14 protein-coding genes and 5 tRNA genes are annotated in these 15,942 nt (G+C 42.0%); 4 read left to right on the top strand and 15 right to left on the bottom strand.

Translation table 11 applies throughout. The features are described 5' to 3' along the window. Positions 1-342 precede the first annotated feature (342 nt). On the top strand, positions 343-1,497 hold the full coding sequence (pheA, locus tag AACX38_RS18660; RefSeq protein ID WP_228863257.1) for a bifunctional chorismate mutase/prephenate dehydratase: 1,155 nt from the start codon (positions 343-345) through the stop codon (positions 1,495-1,497). Between the two features lie 52 nt (positions 1,498-1,549). Here pheA and tyrA read toward each other — a convergent pair whose 3' ends face one another. After that, entirely contained in the window at positions 1,550-2,671 is a 1,122-nt protein-coding gene (tyrA, locus tag AACX38_RS18655; RefSeq protein ID WP_228863256.1) for a bifunctional chorismate mutase/prephenate dehydrogenase, read from the bottom strand. 5 nt (positions 2,672-2,676) lie between these two features. Next, positions 2,677-3,771: a 3-deoxy-7-phosphoheptulonate synthase gene (locus tag AACX38_RS18650; RefSeq protein ID WP_099119915.1), complete on the bottom strand. Its 1,095-nt coding sequence runs from the start codon at positions 3,769-3,771 to the stop codon at positions 2,677-2,679. Between the two features lie 494 nt (positions 3,772-4,265). Between AACX38_RS18650 and AACX38_RS18645 the strand changes: the two genes are divergently transcribed. Then, the gene (locus AACX38_RS18645; protein ID WP_228863255.1) at positions 4,266-5,609 is read left to right on the top strand and encodes an anaerobic C4-dicarboxylate transporter; all 1,344 of its coding nucleotides are present in this window, start codon (positions 4,266-4,268) and stop codon (positions 5,607-5,609) included. A gap of 78 nt (positions 5,610-5,687) precedes the next feature. Here AACX38_RS18645 and AACX38_RS18640 read toward each other — a convergent pair whose 3' ends face one another. The 6 genes from AACX38_RS18640 to ffh all read right to left on the bottom strand — a co-directional run bounded on the left by AACX38_RS18640 (position 5,688) and on the right by ffh (position 10,098). Beyond that, the gene (locus AACX38_RS18640; protein ID WP_228863254.1) at positions 5,688-6,377 is read right to left on the bottom strand and encodes a hypothetical protein; all 690 of its coding nucleotides are present in this window, start codon (positions 6,375-6,377) and stop codon (positions 5,688-5,690) included. Between the two features lie 202 nt (positions 6,378-6,579). After that, positions 6,580-6,933, bottom strand: coding sequence for a 50S ribosomal protein L19 (gene rplS / locus AACX38_RS18635; protein ID WP_099110743.1), 354 nt, complete (start codon positions 6,931-6,933; stop codon positions 6,580-6,582). Between the two features lie 64 nt (positions 6,934-6,997). Next, positions 6,998-7,750, bottom strand: a complete 753-nt coding sequence (gene trmD, locus AACX38_RS18630; RefSeq protein WP_099110744.1) for a tRNA (guanosine(37)-N1)-methyltransferase TrmD — start codon at positions 7,748-7,750, stop codon at positions 6,998-7,000. A gap of 34 nt (positions 7,751-7,784) precedes the next feature. Next, positions 7,785-8,333, bottom strand: a complete 549-nt coding sequence (rimM, locus tag AACX38_RS18625; protein WP_228863253.1) for a ribosome maturation factor RimM — start codon at positions 8,331-8,333, stop codon at positions 7,785-7,787. An 18-nt stretch (positions 8,334-8,351) separates the two neighbouring features. Beyond that, the gene (gene rpsP / locus AACX38_RS18620) at positions 8,352-8,600 is read right to left on the bottom strand and encodes a 30S ribosomal protein S16 (RefSeq protein WP_010845359.1); all 249 of its coding nucleotides are present in this window, start codon (positions 8,598-8,600) and stop codon (positions 8,352-8,354) included. 136 nt (positions 8,601-8,736) lie between these two features. Then, positions 8,737-10,098 carry a signal recognition particle protein gene (gene ffh, locus AACX38_RS18615; RefSeq protein ID WP_099119911.1) on the bottom strand — a complete coding sequence of 454 codons (1,362 nt, stop codon included), beginning with the start codon at positions 10,096-10,098 and terminating at the stop codon, positions 8,737-8,739. A 188-nt stretch (positions 10,099-10,286) separates the two neighbouring features. Here ffh and AACX38_RS18610 point away from each other — a divergent pair, with 188 nt between their 5' ends. Continuing rightward, positions 10,287-11,078 (top strand): cytochrome C assembly family protein, encoded by a 792-nt coding sequence (locus AACX38_RS18610; RefSeq protein WP_228863252.1) that lies wholly within the window; start codon positions 10,287-10,289, stop codon positions 11,076-11,078. A gap of 42 nt (positions 11,079-11,120) precedes the next feature. Then, positions 11,121-12,416, top strand: coding sequence for an HlyC/CorC family transporter (locus AACX38_RS18605; protein ID WP_153043624.1), 1,296 nt, complete (start codon positions 11,121-11,123; stop codon positions 12,414-12,416). 87 nt (positions 12,417-12,503) lie between these two features. Here the strand turns inward: AACX38_RS18605 and luxS are convergent, their stop codons facing one another. From luxS to AACX38_RS18570, 7 genes are all read right to left on the bottom strand, one after another. Continuing rightward, positions 12,504-13,019 carry an S-ribosylhomocysteine lyase gene (gene luxS / locus AACX38_RS18600; protein WP_228863251.1) on the bottom strand — a complete coding sequence of 172 codons (516 nt, stop codon included), beginning with the start codon at positions 13,017-13,019 and terminating at the stop codon, positions 12,504-12,506. A 175-nt stretch (positions 13,020-13,194) separates the two neighbouring features. Next, positions 13,195-14,754 carry a glutamate--cysteine ligase gene (gene gshA / locus AACX38_RS18595; protein ID WP_228863250.1) on the bottom strand — a complete coding sequence of 520 codons (1,560 nt, stop codon included), beginning with the start codon at positions 14,752-14,754 and terminating at the stop codon, positions 13,195-13,197. Positions 14,755-14,950: 196 nt separating this feature from the next. Continuing rightward, a tRNA-Arg gene (locus AACX38_RS18590) sits at positions 14,951-15,027 on the bottom strand. A gap of 87 nt (positions 15,028-15,114) precedes the next feature. Then, positions 15,115-15,191, bottom strand: a tRNA-Arg gene (locus AACX38_RS18585). Between the two features lie 87 nt (positions 15,192-15,278). Continuing rightward, positions 15,279-15,355 (bottom strand) — tRNA-Arg (locus tag AACX38_RS18580). 87 nt (positions 15,356-15,442) lie between these two features. Continuing rightward, positions 15,443-15,519: transfer RNA gene (locus AACX38_RS18575), tRNA-Arg, on the bottom strand. Between the two features lie 87 nt (positions 15,520-15,606). Further along, positions 15,607-15,699, bottom strand: a tRNA-Ser gene (locus AACX38_RS18570). Positions 15,700-15,942: the final 243 nt, after the last annotated feature.

Here is a 15,942-nt window from a genome sequence, read left to right as displayed (position 1 = left end):
AATCACTAGAATGCAAATGTCAGATTGCGATGCGCCTGTTAGGGCGCGGCAGGTAAGAGAGCCTTATAGGCGCATATGAAAAACCCCCGGCTATGCCGGGGGATACTTATTTTACAGACCATAATTTATATACACAATGGATTTCAAGATGCGTCACGGCGGCAAGAGAGTTCATCCTCAGGAGCATAGATAACCTTATGTTTATAAAAACGGTGACTGGGGTGAGTGAGCGCAGCCAACAAAGAGGCAACTTGAAAGACGAAGTGTATAGCCCAGCTAGATTACGGGTTGCAATTTAAAAGATACAAATTACTTTTATAATAAAAATGTCAGGAATGTACTATGGAACGAGATTTAATTAACATTCGTAAAAAAATCAGCAACATTGATGCTGATTTACTGGATCTTCTAGCACAACGCCGGCAATTAGCCTGTGATGTTGCACAGACAAAACTTCATGATAATCGCCCGATACGGGATAAAAATCGGGAACGAGAATTACTGGATGTGTTAATTGATAAAGGTAAATCTCGTGGGTTGGATGGGTTTTACATTACCCGCCTGTTCCAAATGATCATTGAAGATTCAGTACTGACACAGCAAGCCCTGCTACAGCAACATCTGAACCAGACACCTTATGATACGGCACGAATTGCCTTTCTTGGCCCAAAAGGTTCTTATTCTCATCTTGCAGCCCGCCAGTTTTCGGCACGACATTTCAATCAGTTAATTGAATGTAGCTGTCATAAATTTCCTGATATCTTTTCATTAGTGGAGATTGGTCAGGCTGATTACGGTATCCTGCCACTGGAAAATACCAGTTCCGGAGCAATAAATGATGTTTATGACCTGTTGCAGCACACTCCATTATCTTTGGTAGGAGAAATTACTCTGCCGATCAATCACTGCTTATTGGTTAGCAAAGAGAGTGATATTTCTAAGATAAAAACAGTCTACAGTCACCCTCAGCCATTCCAGCAATGCAGCCAATATCTTAACCAGTTCCCGCACTGGAATATCATCTATTGTGAAAGTACTGCCGTTGCCATGCAAAAGGTAACTGAAATAGATTCACCGGATGTGGCGGTATTAGGAAGTGAAGCCGGAGGCGCACTTTATGGACTGAAGGTTTTAGAAAATAATCTGGCAAACCAACAAAATAATAGCACCCGTTTTATTGTTGTCGCCCAGAAACCGATTGAAGTATCAGATCAGGTTCCGGCAAAAACGACTTTTATTATGTCCACGGGACAGCAGGCCGGCGCTCTGGTTGACGCACTCATTATCTTAAAAAAGCACAATATTATTATGAGCAAACTGGAATCACGCCCGATAAACGGTAAGCCATGGGAAGAGATGTTTTATATTGATGTTCAGGCCAATATTCGTTCCATGAAAATGCAACAGGCTCTTAAGGAATTGTCTGGAATCACCCACTTTTTGAAAATATTAGGATGTTATCCCTCAGAAAATGTCCCCTCGGCCGATCCATTCTGAATAGTAAACCGGATGGCAACATCCGGCTTTTCCTTCATAGCAACCGATTCACTTATACTCGATTATCATTAGCCTGCTGTAAGAGTGCCCGGCTCTCTTTCATAAACCGGTTTGCCTCATCACCAAACCATTCGCTCACTTGATTAAAGCTTGCAATAAATGCTTTTTTATCCTGATTTTCCAAAAGCGCCAAAGCCTGACCGAAGCTCTGATGATAACGACGAATCAGTTCGAGATTTTCAGGACTGGACATAATAATATCTGCATACAATTGTGGATCCTGAGCAAATAATCGGCCAACCATAGCCAGTTCCAGACGATAAATGGGTGAAGACAGCGCTAATAGTTGCTGTAGGTCGATATCTTCTTTTAACAGATGCCGTCCATAAGAAAAAGTGGTGAAATGACGTAGTGCCTGAATAAAACTCATATTTTTATCATGCTGATCTGCATCGATTTTATGTAGTTGAGCGCCCCAGACTGATATTTGTTCCAGAAACCACTGGTATGATTCGGGCTGTCGTCCATCACAAAAAACAACCACTTGCTTAGCAAAACTTCCCACGTCCGGCCCAAACATCGGGTGTAATCCCAAAACAGGCCCTTTGTGTACATCAAGCATAGCCTGAAGTGGCTTTTGTTTGATGGAAGCCAAATCCACCAGAATGCACTCTTCAGGCAAAGGGGGTAAACGGTGGATAATATCTTCAGTCAAATGGATAGGTACGCTGATAATGACCATACCAGCACCAGCTAAAATAGTTTCAGCCTGTTCCCAGTCATTCGCCTCAAGGACCCTGACTTCGTAATCTGATAAAGTCAACAATCTGCTAAATAACCGGCCCATTTTTCCAGAACCACCAACAATAACAATAGGTCCTATATCAGCATTGAGCTTTTTGAAGCCTTTATCATTTTCACTGGCATAAGACTCACGCATAATACGGCGCAGAATATCTTCAATTAAATCCGGGGAAATCCCCAGTATTTCTGCCTCCTGGCGGCGAGAAGCCAGCATACTGGCCTCCCTTTCGGGTGCATAAATCGGTAAACCAAGCTGACTCTTAACCTCACCGACTTCAGCAACCAAATCCATCCGTCTGGAAAGTAAATTGAGCAAAGCTTTGTCTACCTCATCAATTTTTTCCCGCAATTGCGATAATTCTGCTGCCATGTCAATTACCCTGCCTGTTTCATCGTTATGTTTCGTTTTGATAAGTGCGGCTTAATTTGCTGATGTAATTTTCTTAATACCTGCTCCGTCGTTTCCCAGCTAATACAAGCATCAGTGACAGAAACACCATATTGCATTTCAGAACGGGTTAGCTCGGAAGACTGGTTTCCTTCATTAATATGACTTTCTAACATAATACCAATGATGGATTGATTCCCTTGCATAATTTGCTCAGCGACAGAATCCACAACAACACTTTGACGGCGAAAATCTTTATTAGAGTTACCGTGACTACAATCAATCATCAGTGATGGGACTAAACCTGCCTTAACCATCTGATTTTCACAGTCACGCACATGCTCAGCACTATAATTAGGCTCAGCTCCACCACGTAATATTATATGGCCGTTTGGATTACCCCGGGTTTGCAGCAGGCACACCTGACCAGACTGATTTATTCCCATAAAGCGATGTGGCATTGAGGCAGCTTTCATCGCATTAATCGCTGTATTTAGATTACCATCCGTACCATTTTTAAAACCAACTGATACTGATAAGCCTGAAGCCATCTCACGGTGAGTCTGAGACTCAGTCGTTCTTGCTCCAATCGCTGACCAACTAAAAAGATCGCCCAAATATTGAGGGTTGTTAGGGTCAAGTGCTTCATTTGCCAGTGGCAAACCCATTTCTACCAGATTCAGTAATAAACGACGGGCAATATGTAATCCGCCATCCATATCAAACGACCCATCCATATAAGGATCACTGATCAAGCCTTTCCAGCCAACAGTAGTACGAGGTTTTTCGAAATAGACACGCATAACAATATACAGACAATCGCTCAGTTCGGCAGAAAGTGATTTCAGGCGTTGGGCATAATCAAGAGCGGCATCCACATCATGAATAGAACATGGACCACATACTACCAACAAACGGGGATCATCATGATGGATGATATCTGCAATAGTATTACGCGCGTTTGTAATCGCATTCAAGTCACTGCTACTCAATGGATATTTTAGTTTCAGCTCTTCCGGTGTAATCAGAACTTGTTCATCGAGAATGTGAATGTTATTAAGCGCATCTTTTTGCATGATCATTTTTCATACCTGCTTTATTTGTCTGTTTAAGTTTTTAGCATCTGCCGGATAACATACCATGCTCCGTAAAGAATACAATCCGATTGTTTATATTTTTTTACGAAAGTGTAAATTTTACTTTACATCAAACCTTCCTGGTAATTGATATTAATCAATGCATAAATAATTCACATATATTCTAATTATCAATAGAAATATATTAAACAGACTGAACGTTAATGACTGAATAATATATTTAACAATTAAACCTCCAATAGCAATATTTTATTAACCATTGATTAATTATTTATAAAAAAGTTAATTACCTTTAAAAATCAGTTGATAAAAACAAGATCTTAATCCCGTTTTTATATTTTTATTTTAATAATATTAACATGTGTTTTTAATGTTAATTCGAAACTATAAAAAAACATTTATGAAGAATAGTTGAATAACTCTGCCTAAAAGAAGTGGGTTATCAACGTTCATTTTTTACTCATTCATTAAGGATAGATATGATAACGCTGCAATTTGCCATAATAATTATATGCTTATTGATAGGTACGCGTTATGCGGGCATGGGATTGGGGCTGATCAGTGGCATCGGGCTTTTTATACTGACATTTATTTTTGGATTAGAGCCAGGTAAGCCACCAGTTGATGTAATGCTAACTATTCTTGCAGTGATCGGCTGCGCATCTGTTTTACAAACTGCAGGTGGCCTGAATGTGATGATGCAGTGTGCTGAACGCCTTCTACGCCGCCATCCACAACACATTACTATTTTAGCGCCACTCACTACATGGATGTTAACTTTCCTTTGTGGCACAGGCCATGTGGTTTATACCATGTTCCCTATCATCGGTGATATCGCCTTAAAAAAAGGCATTCGCCCTGAACGTCCGATGGCTGTCGCATCTGTTGCCTCACAAATGGCAATTACAGCCTCTCCCGTTTCCGTTGCCGTCGTTTCTTTAGTATCAATTATCGCGGCCAGTCATGGTATCGGCCATGCCTACGGGATCTTAGAAATCCTGACCATTTCAATTCCTGCATCACTGACCGGGGTTGTACTTGCTGCATTATGGAGTTTACGTCGAGGCAAGGACTTAGATAAAGACGAAGAATTTCAGGAAAAAATTAAAGATCCTAAACAACGAGAATTTATCTACGGTAATTCAGAAACGCTGTTAGATCAGGTCTTTCCTAAACAAGCATACAGAGCCACCTGGATCTTTTTCGCTGCCATTGCAGTCGTGGTGATGTTCGGTGCATGCACTGAACTACGGCCTGTTTTTGAAGTAAAAGGGGAATTAAAGCCACTCTCTATGAATCTGGTTATCCAGATGATGATGCTGATCGCGGGTTCAATCATTTTGATGACCTGTAAAGTCAAAACCAGCGAAATAGCTAATAGTGCCGTATTCAAAGCCGGAATGGTTGCTATCTTTTCTGTTTTTGGTGTTGCATGGATGAGTGATACCTTCTTTCATGCACATTTAGGCGATTTGAAACTGGTATTGGAAGATATTGTTCAGGCAAAACCCTGGACTTATGCATTAGTGCTGTTTCTGGTGTCAAAATTGGTTAACAGCCAGGCCGCCGCTTTGACCGCAATTGCTCCAATGGGATTACAGCTTGGTGTTGACCCTAAGCTTTTGATTGCCTTCTTCCCAGCGGCTTATGGTTATTTTGTTTTGCCTACCTATCCAAGTGATTTGGCCTGTATCGGTTTTGACCGCTCAGGTACAACAAAAATCGGGAAATTTATCATCAACCATAGCTTCCTTATACCGGGTCTGATTGGCGTCAGCAGTGCCTGTACAGTAGGGTATGTCTTGGTCAGCACTTTTATGTGATTTCACAACAAGTAACACCGTTTACTAAAAATATTTAGCAGTAGACGGTGTTATTTTTGATAAAATTCTTAACCTTTTCTACTTATCCAAAATCTTTACATGAACTTCATCAGATTTTACTTCGATATGTATATTTACTGAATCTCCATTATTGAGCATTGCGTGCGCATTATAAACTCCATCAGATAGTTTCTCATCAATATTAACATTTTGACATTTAATGTTATTGACATTATTCATGTAATGAAAGTTATTCGGTTCACGAAGCATATTATACAAATGTAACTGCATCGCATTATTATTATACTCTTGGCTATAAATATCAGTGACAACAGAACATGCCGCTTCAGCCACCATTTGGCTAGAAACATGTTTGAAAGAAATAATGATTGATAATACAAATGTGAGTAACCATCCAATAAAATAACCTTTATCGGTCTTTAGAAATGTTGCTCTTTTCCATAAATATAATGGCGTTAAAAGAATAAAATATAAAAAACCTTTTGGTATTTTCCGATTTTGACTCTTCAGTAAAATATCATCTGCAAGCCAAAGAGAAATATTAAACCCTGCATATATCCACCAATCAAATTCTGTATCAGCCAATACTTCTACTATCGAACCCACGATAGGCAAAGCCACAATACCCCATACAGGCCAGTTACTTACAGGCCTCACGGGCTCATTATTATTTTGAATATTTTCGCTGGGTACTCCTGACTCCATTTTCTTTTCTCCATTTACAATAAATGTATCAATGATATTCATTAACAATTTTTAATGAATTAAAAAACACACAATTGTTCGTAACAGTATTCAGTGAATTAAGCTGGAGAAGGAAGAGTATGAAGAATGGTTATGATATGGTGATTTTTGGGCTGGATGGCGATTAACGTTACGTAATATAAGTATATTATTAAAAAGGCCAGCAAATTGCTGGCCTATAACTTTCGGATGTAGCAAAAGCGTATTATTTAGCGCCCAGACGCTCTTTAATACGAGCTGCCTTACCAGAACGCTCACGCAGGTAGTACAGTTTAGCTCTGCGAACAGCACCACGACGTTTAACATGGATGCTGTCTACGACTGGGGAGTGAGTCTGGAATACACGCTCAACGCCTTCGCCGTTAGAAATCTTACGAACAGTGAATGCAGAGTGCAGACCGCGGTTACGAATCGCGATAACCACGCCCTCGAATGTCTGCAGACGCTTTTTAGAACCTTCAACGACCCATACCTTAACTTCCACGGTGTCACCCGGACGGAATGAAGGTACGTCTTGCTTCATCTGCTCTTGTTCAAGTTGTTTAATAATGTTGCTCATAATAACTCTCTTACCCTAGGTAAACTGATATATCAGAGACATTCCTTTATTGGACATGTCTAGATTAATTCGTTGCCTGATCCTGATATTCCTGTTGGAATTCAGCCAGCAACATCCTTTGCTCGTCAGTCAGAGCTAGGCTTTCTAGAAGTTCGGGCCTTCTTAGCCAAGTACGACCCAGTGATTGTTTCAAGCGCCAGCGATCAATTTGGGCATGATTTCCTGACAGTAAAACTGCCGGGACTTCCATCCCATCCAACACTTCAGGGCGGGTATAATGCGGGCAATCCAACAGCCCGTCAGCAAACGAGTCCTCTTCTGCCGATGCCTGACGCCCCAACACCCCTGGAATAAACCGGGATATGGAATCAATCATTGTCATAGCAGGAAGTTCTCCCCCGCTGAGAACGTAATCCCCGATAGACCATTCTTCGTCAATTTCGGTTTGGATAACGCGCTCATCAATACCTTCATAACGACCGCAAACCAGAATTAATTTCTCATTTGCTGCCAGTTCGCAAACTCCCTGTTGGTCGAGTTTACGTCCCTGAGGTGAAAGATATATCACCTTTGCACCAACACCAGCCGCTGCTTTAGCTGCCTGAATGGCTTCCCGTAATGGTTGCACCATCATCAGCATGCCAGGACCACCACCATAAGGGCGGTCATCCACAGTACGATGCCTGTCGTAGGTAAAATCCCGCGGACTCCAGCAATCGATACTGAGCAGGCCATTTTTCACTGCCCGACCAGTTACCCCGTAATCGGTTATTGCGCGGAACATTTCAGGAAACAGGCTAATTACCCCAATCCACATATAGCGTCCCACTTCTCAACCGGTTTACCGGAGATTAAAAACTAGGATCCCAATCTACTTCAATAGTGTTGGTAGCGAGATCAACTTTCTTGATAACCTGCCCATCAAGAAACGGAATCAACCGCTCCTTGATACCGAATGCATCTTTCAGGTTTGCCTTGATTACCATCACATCGTTAGACCCGGTTTCCATCATATCCTGGACAATGCCAAGGTTATAACCCGCCGTATTGATTACCTGGCAACCTGTGAGGTCTTTCCAGTAATAATCACCGTCTTCCAGTTCTGGTAATTGGGATGAATCCACCACTATTTCACTGTTGGTGAACAGATTAGCGGCATCCCGATCATCAACACCTTTAATTTTGATGATCAAATCCTGATTGTGATATTTCCATGTTTCCAGCTCAACGTGTTGCCACTGACCGGAACGCTGAATAAACCACGGCTGATATTCAAAGATGTCTTCGGCTTGTTCGGTGGAGGAAAAAACTCTGAGCCAACCACGTATGCCGTACGCTGACCCTAATTTCCCCAACACGATTGGATCAACAGGGTGCTCCAGGCCAGATTGTTTGCTCATTGTTACCACCGCGACAGATTAAGCTGCTTTTTTAGCGTCTTTGATCAGTGCCGCAACACGATCAGACACAGATGCACCCAGACCAACCCAATGTTCGATACGGTCCAGATCTAAACGCAGAGCTTCAGCATTCCCTGATGCGATAGGGTTGAAGAAACCAACGCGCTCAATGAAGCGACCATCACGCGCATTGCGGCTGTCGGTCACTACTACTTGATAAAACGGACGCTTTTTAGCGCCACCACGAGCTAAACGAATTGTTACCATAACATCCTCATTAGTTATCAAAACAACCAGACTCCATCGAGGAACGGAGTCCGGCTGTCCATGAAAAAGCCCGAAAATTTTACTCACTTTGGCGCAAAAAGCAATCCAAAGAGCATTTTCTTTCGAAATTTGTTGATTATCGACCCATGAAACCAGGTGGCAGCATGCCTTTCATGCTCCGCATCATTTTTGCCATTCCACCCTTCTTCATTTTTTTCATCATGCGCTGCATTTCATCAAACTGTTTCAGTAAACGGTTAACATCCTGCACCTGGGTACCGGAACCCATTGCAATACGGCGTTTGCGCGATCCTTTAATAATTTCTGGCTTTTCACGTTCCTTGCGGGTCATTGAATTGATGATGGCTTCCATCTTAACCAGAACCTTGTCATCCATTTGAGATTTGACAGCATCAGGAACCTGAGACATGCCCGGCATCTTGCTCAACATACTCGCCATACCGCCCATGTTGCGCATTTGCTTAAGCTGATCAAGAAAATCAGTTAAATCAAACCCATCACCTTTTTTCAGTTTTGATGCCAGTTTTTCTGCCTGACTCCGGTCAACTTTGCTTTCAATCTCTTCGATTAAAGAAAGCATATCCCCCATACCTAAAATCCGCGATGCAATTCGGTCAGGATGGAAAGGTTCCAGAGCATCCGTCTTCTCGCCAACACCAAGGAATTTAATTGGCTTACCCGTAATATGCCGGATAGAAAGTGCAGCACCGCCACGAGCATCACCATCGACTTTAGTCAGTACAACCCCTGTCAGTGGTAACGCTTCATTAAATGCTTTGGCCGTGTTTGCAGCATCCTGCCCCGTCATTGCATCGACAACGAACAGGGTTTCAATAGGTTTGATTGCCGCATGAACGTCTTTAATTTCATCCATCATTGCTTCATCGACATGCAGACGCCCTGCTGTATCGACCAAAAGCACATCATAAAATTTCAGTTTGGCATGCTGGGTGGCTTTATTAACAATATCAACCGGTTTTTCTTGTGGGTCTGACGGGAAAAAATCAATTCCAACAGTTTCTGACAACGTTTCCAGCTGCTTGATCGCTGCCGGGCGATATACGTCAGCAGAAACAACCAGTACTTTTTTCTTACTTTTTTCTTTCAGCAGTTTACCCAGTTTTGCAACGCTGGTTGTCTTACCGGCACCCTGCAAACCCGCCATCAGAATGACTGCCGGGGGCTGAACAGCAAGATTCAATTCGCTGTTCACCTCTCCCATCGCCTTTACCAGTTCATTTTGAACAATTTTGACGAATTCCTGCCCGGGGGTTAGACTTTTGTTAACTTCATGTCCTACCGCGCTTTCTTTGACTCTTGAAATGAAATCACGCACTACAGGTAACGCAACATCAGCTTCAAGTAAAGCCATGCGAACTTCGCGCAGCGTATCTTTAATATTGTCTTCAGTCAGCCGTCCGCGACCGCTGATATTGCGCAATGTGCGCGATAGTCTGTCAGTTAAATTATCAAACATTGTCTCAGCTCAGATATCTACAAGTGGGTCTACCTGTAAGGCAAATTTAGTGAATTATAACACGATGATTATGTAATCTCTGCAAAGAGATTCCCAAGTATGATTAACAACGGTTGGAGGCTATCCTCGCTGACGGTATACTTAAATTTTAAGTTAACTCTAATACTATTGCGAAAACGAAAAACTTTATGCCAGTATTTTCAATCATTGCCTCACTTGCTTATCTCATTAGCCTGACGCTCATTGTGCCGGGCTTATTGCGGCAACAAAACAGTTATCAAAAGCTGGCTCTGCTTTTCGCAATTGTCGCACTCTTCAATCATGGGATATCCCTAAAATATCAGGTGTTTCATGTCAGTAGCGGCCAAAATCTGACCTTGCTGAACTTAGGTTCTATGGTCAGCTTACTCGTCTGTATCATCATGACGATCGTGGCCTTTCGTGGCCGTGCCTGGTTTTTACTCCCGATTGTTTACAGCTTTGCCGTGATAAATTTGATACTGACAAGCATGGTACCCGGTGAATTCATTACCCATCTTGAAGGAAGTATCGGCCTATTTATACACATTGGGCTGGCATTACTGGGGTATGCCACGTTACTGATTGCAGCACTTTATGCGCTACAGATTAGCTGGCTGGATAATCGGCTGAAAAAGAAAAAGCTCACTTTCTCGCCGGGAATGCCCCCATTAATGACTATTGAACGCAAAATGTTTCACATTATCCAGGTTGGCGTAGTTTTACTAACATTGACGTTATGTACAGGCATCATGTATATGGATAATGTTTTCAATAAAGAAAATATCCATAAATCGGTTTTGTCCCTCCTCGCATGGTTTATCTATATCATGTTGCTTTGGGGACATTATCGTGAAGGATGGCGCGGTAAACGTGTTATTTGGTTTAATTTGATTGGTGCATTCATCCTGACACTTGCTTTTTTTGGTAGCAGGTTATTGCAACAATTCATGACTTATTAAACCCGCTGCCAGCTTATATAAACATTAGGAAGGAACTCTGCTTTGGAGCATGTCTCAACAGGCACATTAATTATTGTTCTTGTCATCATGGTTATCATTTCTGCCTACTTTTCTGCCTCAGAAACTGGCATGATGACAATAAACCGTTATCGCTTACGTCATTTAGCTAAACAAGGTAGTAATCCTGCACGGAGAGTGGAATCGCTGCTCCGCCACCCTGACAGGCTCATCAGCCTGATCCTGATCGGTAATAACCTTGTCAACATTCTGGCATCCTCACTGGCTACCATTGTGGGTATGCGTCTTTATGGTGATGCCGGAGTTGCGATCGCAACCGGGATACTGACTTTTGTGATTCTGGTTTTCGCGGAAGTTATGCCCAAAACTATCGCAGCGCTATACCCGGAAAAAGTTGCCTTTCCAAGCAGTTTATTACTGCGCCCACTACAGAAAATCATGCTGCCGATTGTGTGGGCATTTAATAAAATTACTTTACTGTTTATGCGCTGTCTGGGGATCAAAGTTTCTGGCATCCGCAATGATTCAGTCAGTAAAGATGAACTGAGAACGATTGTTAATGAATCAAACACCAACCTCTCACGCCGTAATCAGGATATGCTGATCTCGATACTGGATCTTGAGAAAGTCACTGTTGGTGACATTATGGTTCCCCGTAATGAAATTGTTGGTATTGATATTAATGATGACTGGAAATCCGTTATACGTCAGTTGACGCATTCACCGCATGGCAGAATTGTGTTGTACCGGAATTCACTGGATGATGCCATTGGCATGCTGCGTGTGCGTGAAGCCTACCGTCTTATGATGGAGAAAAAAGAATTTACGAAAAAAAATCTGATCAGAGCTGCGGATAAAATTTATTTCATTCCTGTCAGTACACCATTAAATGCTCAGTTGGTTAACTTCCAGCGTAATAAGCAAAAAGCGAGTCTGGCTGTTGATGAGTATGGGGACATTCAGGGGCTAGTAACTGTAGAAGACATTCTGGAAGAAATCGTTGGCGATTTTACCACTTCGATGTCTCCTTCTCTGGCAGAAGAAGTCTTGCCTCAAAGTGATGGTACAGTTCTGGTTGACGGTACAGCCAATATCCGTGAATTAAATAAAGCATTTGACTGGACACTGCCGGCTGATGGGCCACGCACAATGAACGGTATGATTCTGGAAGAGTTAGGCGAAATTCCAGAGTTGAATGTTCAGGTGCAGATCAACGATTACAATTTTGAAATTCTTTCTGTCAATGACAATGTTATCAAAAAAGTACGTGTAACACCGATGAAGCAGGGAGCTGCCAAAAATACTAAAGCCAGCAGCTGATTGATAACATAACAAATCTGGCCGTAGAACAGTGTCTTTACGGCCAGAATAGCAAGTCTTACAATATTCAGTTTAATTCAACTCATACTACACTTGCAGTTCAACCAGTTTTTCTTCCGGTAAAGCCAGTTCATCATTTTTATTAACACGAACATCTGCATCCAGAATGTGGCGGGCAATATCCTGTGCTTCCTGCAAAGAATGCATTTCATAAGTACCACACTGGTAAACATTCAATTCAGGAATTTGTTTCTGATCCTGGACTTTCAGTACATCGGCCATCGCACCTTTCCATGCTTCAGCAACTCTGGATTCATCTGGTGCACCAATTAAGCTCATGTAAAAACCGGTACGACACCCCATTGGAGAAATATCGATAATTTCAACTCCAGCGCCATTCAGGTGGTTGCGCATAAAACCAGCAAACAAGTGTTCAAGTGTGTGAATGCCTTTTTCTGGCATGACTTCTTTGTTAGGAATACAAAAACGTAGGTCAAATACTGTGATAGTATCACCGTGAGGTGTTTTCATCATCTTGGCAACTCTAACGGCTGGTGCAGACATACGCGTATGGTCAACGGTAAAACTGTCCAATAAAGGCATGATCTTAATCTCCTCAGACATCAGATTTTTTTTACGAAAAAAATTTTTCAGATAAATGAAACCTTTTTAATTACAGCAGGTCTTAATTAATGAAGACGCGCAAAATTGTTATCATCCTTATTTTTCTAAGAGACTTTTTTTAATTCGGCCACCACTCGGTGGCCATTTTTATTTTTTAAGACCCTGCATGTAATTTTAGATAATCATCAAAACTCATGTTGTCTTGCTGTTCCAAATTACGTTGTCGTTCTACTGAAGCTTCACGTTCCGTAGAAAAATGGTCATCATTGAGTATACTATACGGCTCATTGACTAGTTCCAGATAATATTTATTAGCCAGTTCCAGCCCAAAACCATCAATCCCCTGAGTTTTCATCCGTTCTAATACACGGGCAGAAAATGTCAGCGATGGATCTTCAAACATACCAACCAGTTCCTTACAGACTGACTGATATTGTGACCCGGAGCAACTATCCAAGACCTCAGCAACACGTTCCAGATCTGCAAATAATTCCAGACCGACTACCTTGAGCGGTTGCAGTTCAATTCCATGACCAATACCAACATGAAGATCCGGTCTACGCCCTTCAAGGATCACTTTATTCCAGTTTTTACGGCAACAATCCAATTCTTCACTGCTCATTTCAGGCGAATCAGCCACTGCACACCATATCAGAAATAAATCCAGAAAACGGATCTGAGTTTCATCGACGCCGATCGATGTGAATGGATTGATATCTAGAGAACGAACTTCAATATATTCCACCCCTCCACGAAGTAAAGCATCAGAAGGCGTTTCTCCTTCTTCAGCAACTCGTTTAGGACGTATAGGTGCATATAGTTCATTTTCTATCTGAAGAACGTTCGTATTCAGCTGTAGATACTTACCGTCTTTTTTAATTCCCAGTGCTGCGAACTCATCCGACGGCTTGTGAATTGCTTTTTTAAGACCTTCTACATATGTATGAAGGCTATTAAAAGTAATATTCAGATCACTCTGCGATTTGTTGGTATACCCTAAGTCACTCATTCTCAAAGAAGTCGCATAAGGTAAATAACAAGTTCCTTTTTCAGTCTGCTCAAAGGATAACGCAGTATCTCTCCCGCGTAAAAACGAGGAACAAATTGCCGGTGATGCACCAAACAGGTATGGGATTACCCAACCGAACCGATAGTAATTGCGGATCAGTTTAAAATATCCTGCTGAAATTTGTTCTTTACCACTTTCTGCATCTTTTACACCTAACCATGCCTGCCAGAAGCTGATTGGTAGTGAAAAATTATAGTGCACGCCAGAGATAGTCTGCATCAATGCGCCATAACGATTTTTCAGCCCCTCCCTATACAGGGTCTTAAAACGCCCGATATTGGATTGGCCATACTGTGCCAGCGTAATGTCATCTTCCTTACCAATGAAGCATGGCATACTTAAAGGCCAGTTTTTTTCATTAACCAGATTCTTAGCAGTGTATCGGTGTAAGTCTTTAAGAAAATCTATAGTTCTTTTTATATCACTATCAACAGGGGTGATAAACTCCAACAAAGATTCAGCAAAATCAGTTGTAATCCATTTATGTGTTAAAGAAGCACCTAACGATTCTGGATGCTTTGTCATAGCTAAATGACCGTCTGGAGTAACACGCAATGTTTCACGTTCAATACCGCGACAAATGCCATCTAACACGGCCGGATTTGCCTCTAACCATGACAATGCTTTTGATACATCCGGGATCAATTTGACCTCCCGTGGAGTTTTAATAAGATGATTATTGAGCACTTACTTTATATCAAACAAGCCAAATTGTCGCTGACTACATAGCGATGAAAATATGTTATTGAACAAAACACAAATACTAAATGGTAAAATAAATATAATGTATAAAAAACAAAACGAAAAACCCCCGCCTATTAAGGCAGGGGTTTATCTAATATGGTGCATCCGGGAGGATTCGAACCTCCGACCGCTCGGTTCGTAGCCGAGTACTCTATCCAGCTGAGCTACGGATGCATTGTCAATTTATTATGTTCTGTTCGAGTGCTGTCGCTTACCCGATTTTTCAGAATTGAATACCTGATAAATCGAATATATTTAATATGGTGCATCCGGGAGGATTCGAACCTCCGACCGCTCGGTTCGTAGCCGAGTACTCTATCCAGCTGAGCTACGGATGCATCGTCAATTTTTTATGTTCTGTTCAGGTGCTGTTGCTTACCCGATTTTCCAGAATTGAATACCTGATAAATCAGATATATTTAATATGGTGCATCCGGGAGGATTCGAACCTCCGACCGCTCGGTTCGTAGCCGAGTACTCTATCCAGCTGAGCTACGGATGCATCTTCAATTTTCTATGTTCTGTTCAGGTGCTGTCGCTTACCCGATTTTCCAGAATTGAATACCCGATAAATCAGATATATTTAATATGGTGCATCCGGGAGGATTCGAACCTCCGACCGCTCGGTTCGTAGCCGAGTACTCTATCCAGCTGAGCTACGGATGCATTGTCGGTTTTCAGTGTTCTGTTCAGGCGCTGTTGATTGCCTAACTGTTCAGAATTGAGATACCTAGTAAATCGCGGCTTTTAAAATGGCGGTGAGGGAGGGATTCGAACCCTCGATGCAGCTCTTAACCACATACTCCCTTAGCAGGGGAGCGCCTTCAGCCTCTCGGCCACCTCACCATACGCTTTAAAACTCTTGACTTGGGTTTTCGTTTTTAAGCTTTCACTTAATAACTCTTTTAAGCTTCACCTCTGAGACTCACTCAGAAGCTTTTCTTAAAGCCGTTCGTCGTTGCGATGGCGCACATATTACTTTCCCAGCCTGATAAGTCAAACAATTTCTCACAACTTTTTTCCGTTTGAATACTTTGCGCACAAAACGTTTGGTTTAACGTCTAAAAGGCTGTTTTATCAACAGCAAAA

This window comes from Xenorhabdus sp. PB30.3 (assembly GCF_963895965.1).
GTDB classification, from domain to species: Bacteria; Pseudomonadota; Gammaproteobacteria; order Enterobacterales; family Enterobacteriaceae; genus Xenorhabdus; species Xenorhabdus stockiae.
The sequence above is the reverse complement of the archived record's forward strand: the minus strand, read 5'-3'. Positions and strand labels throughout refer to the sequence as shown.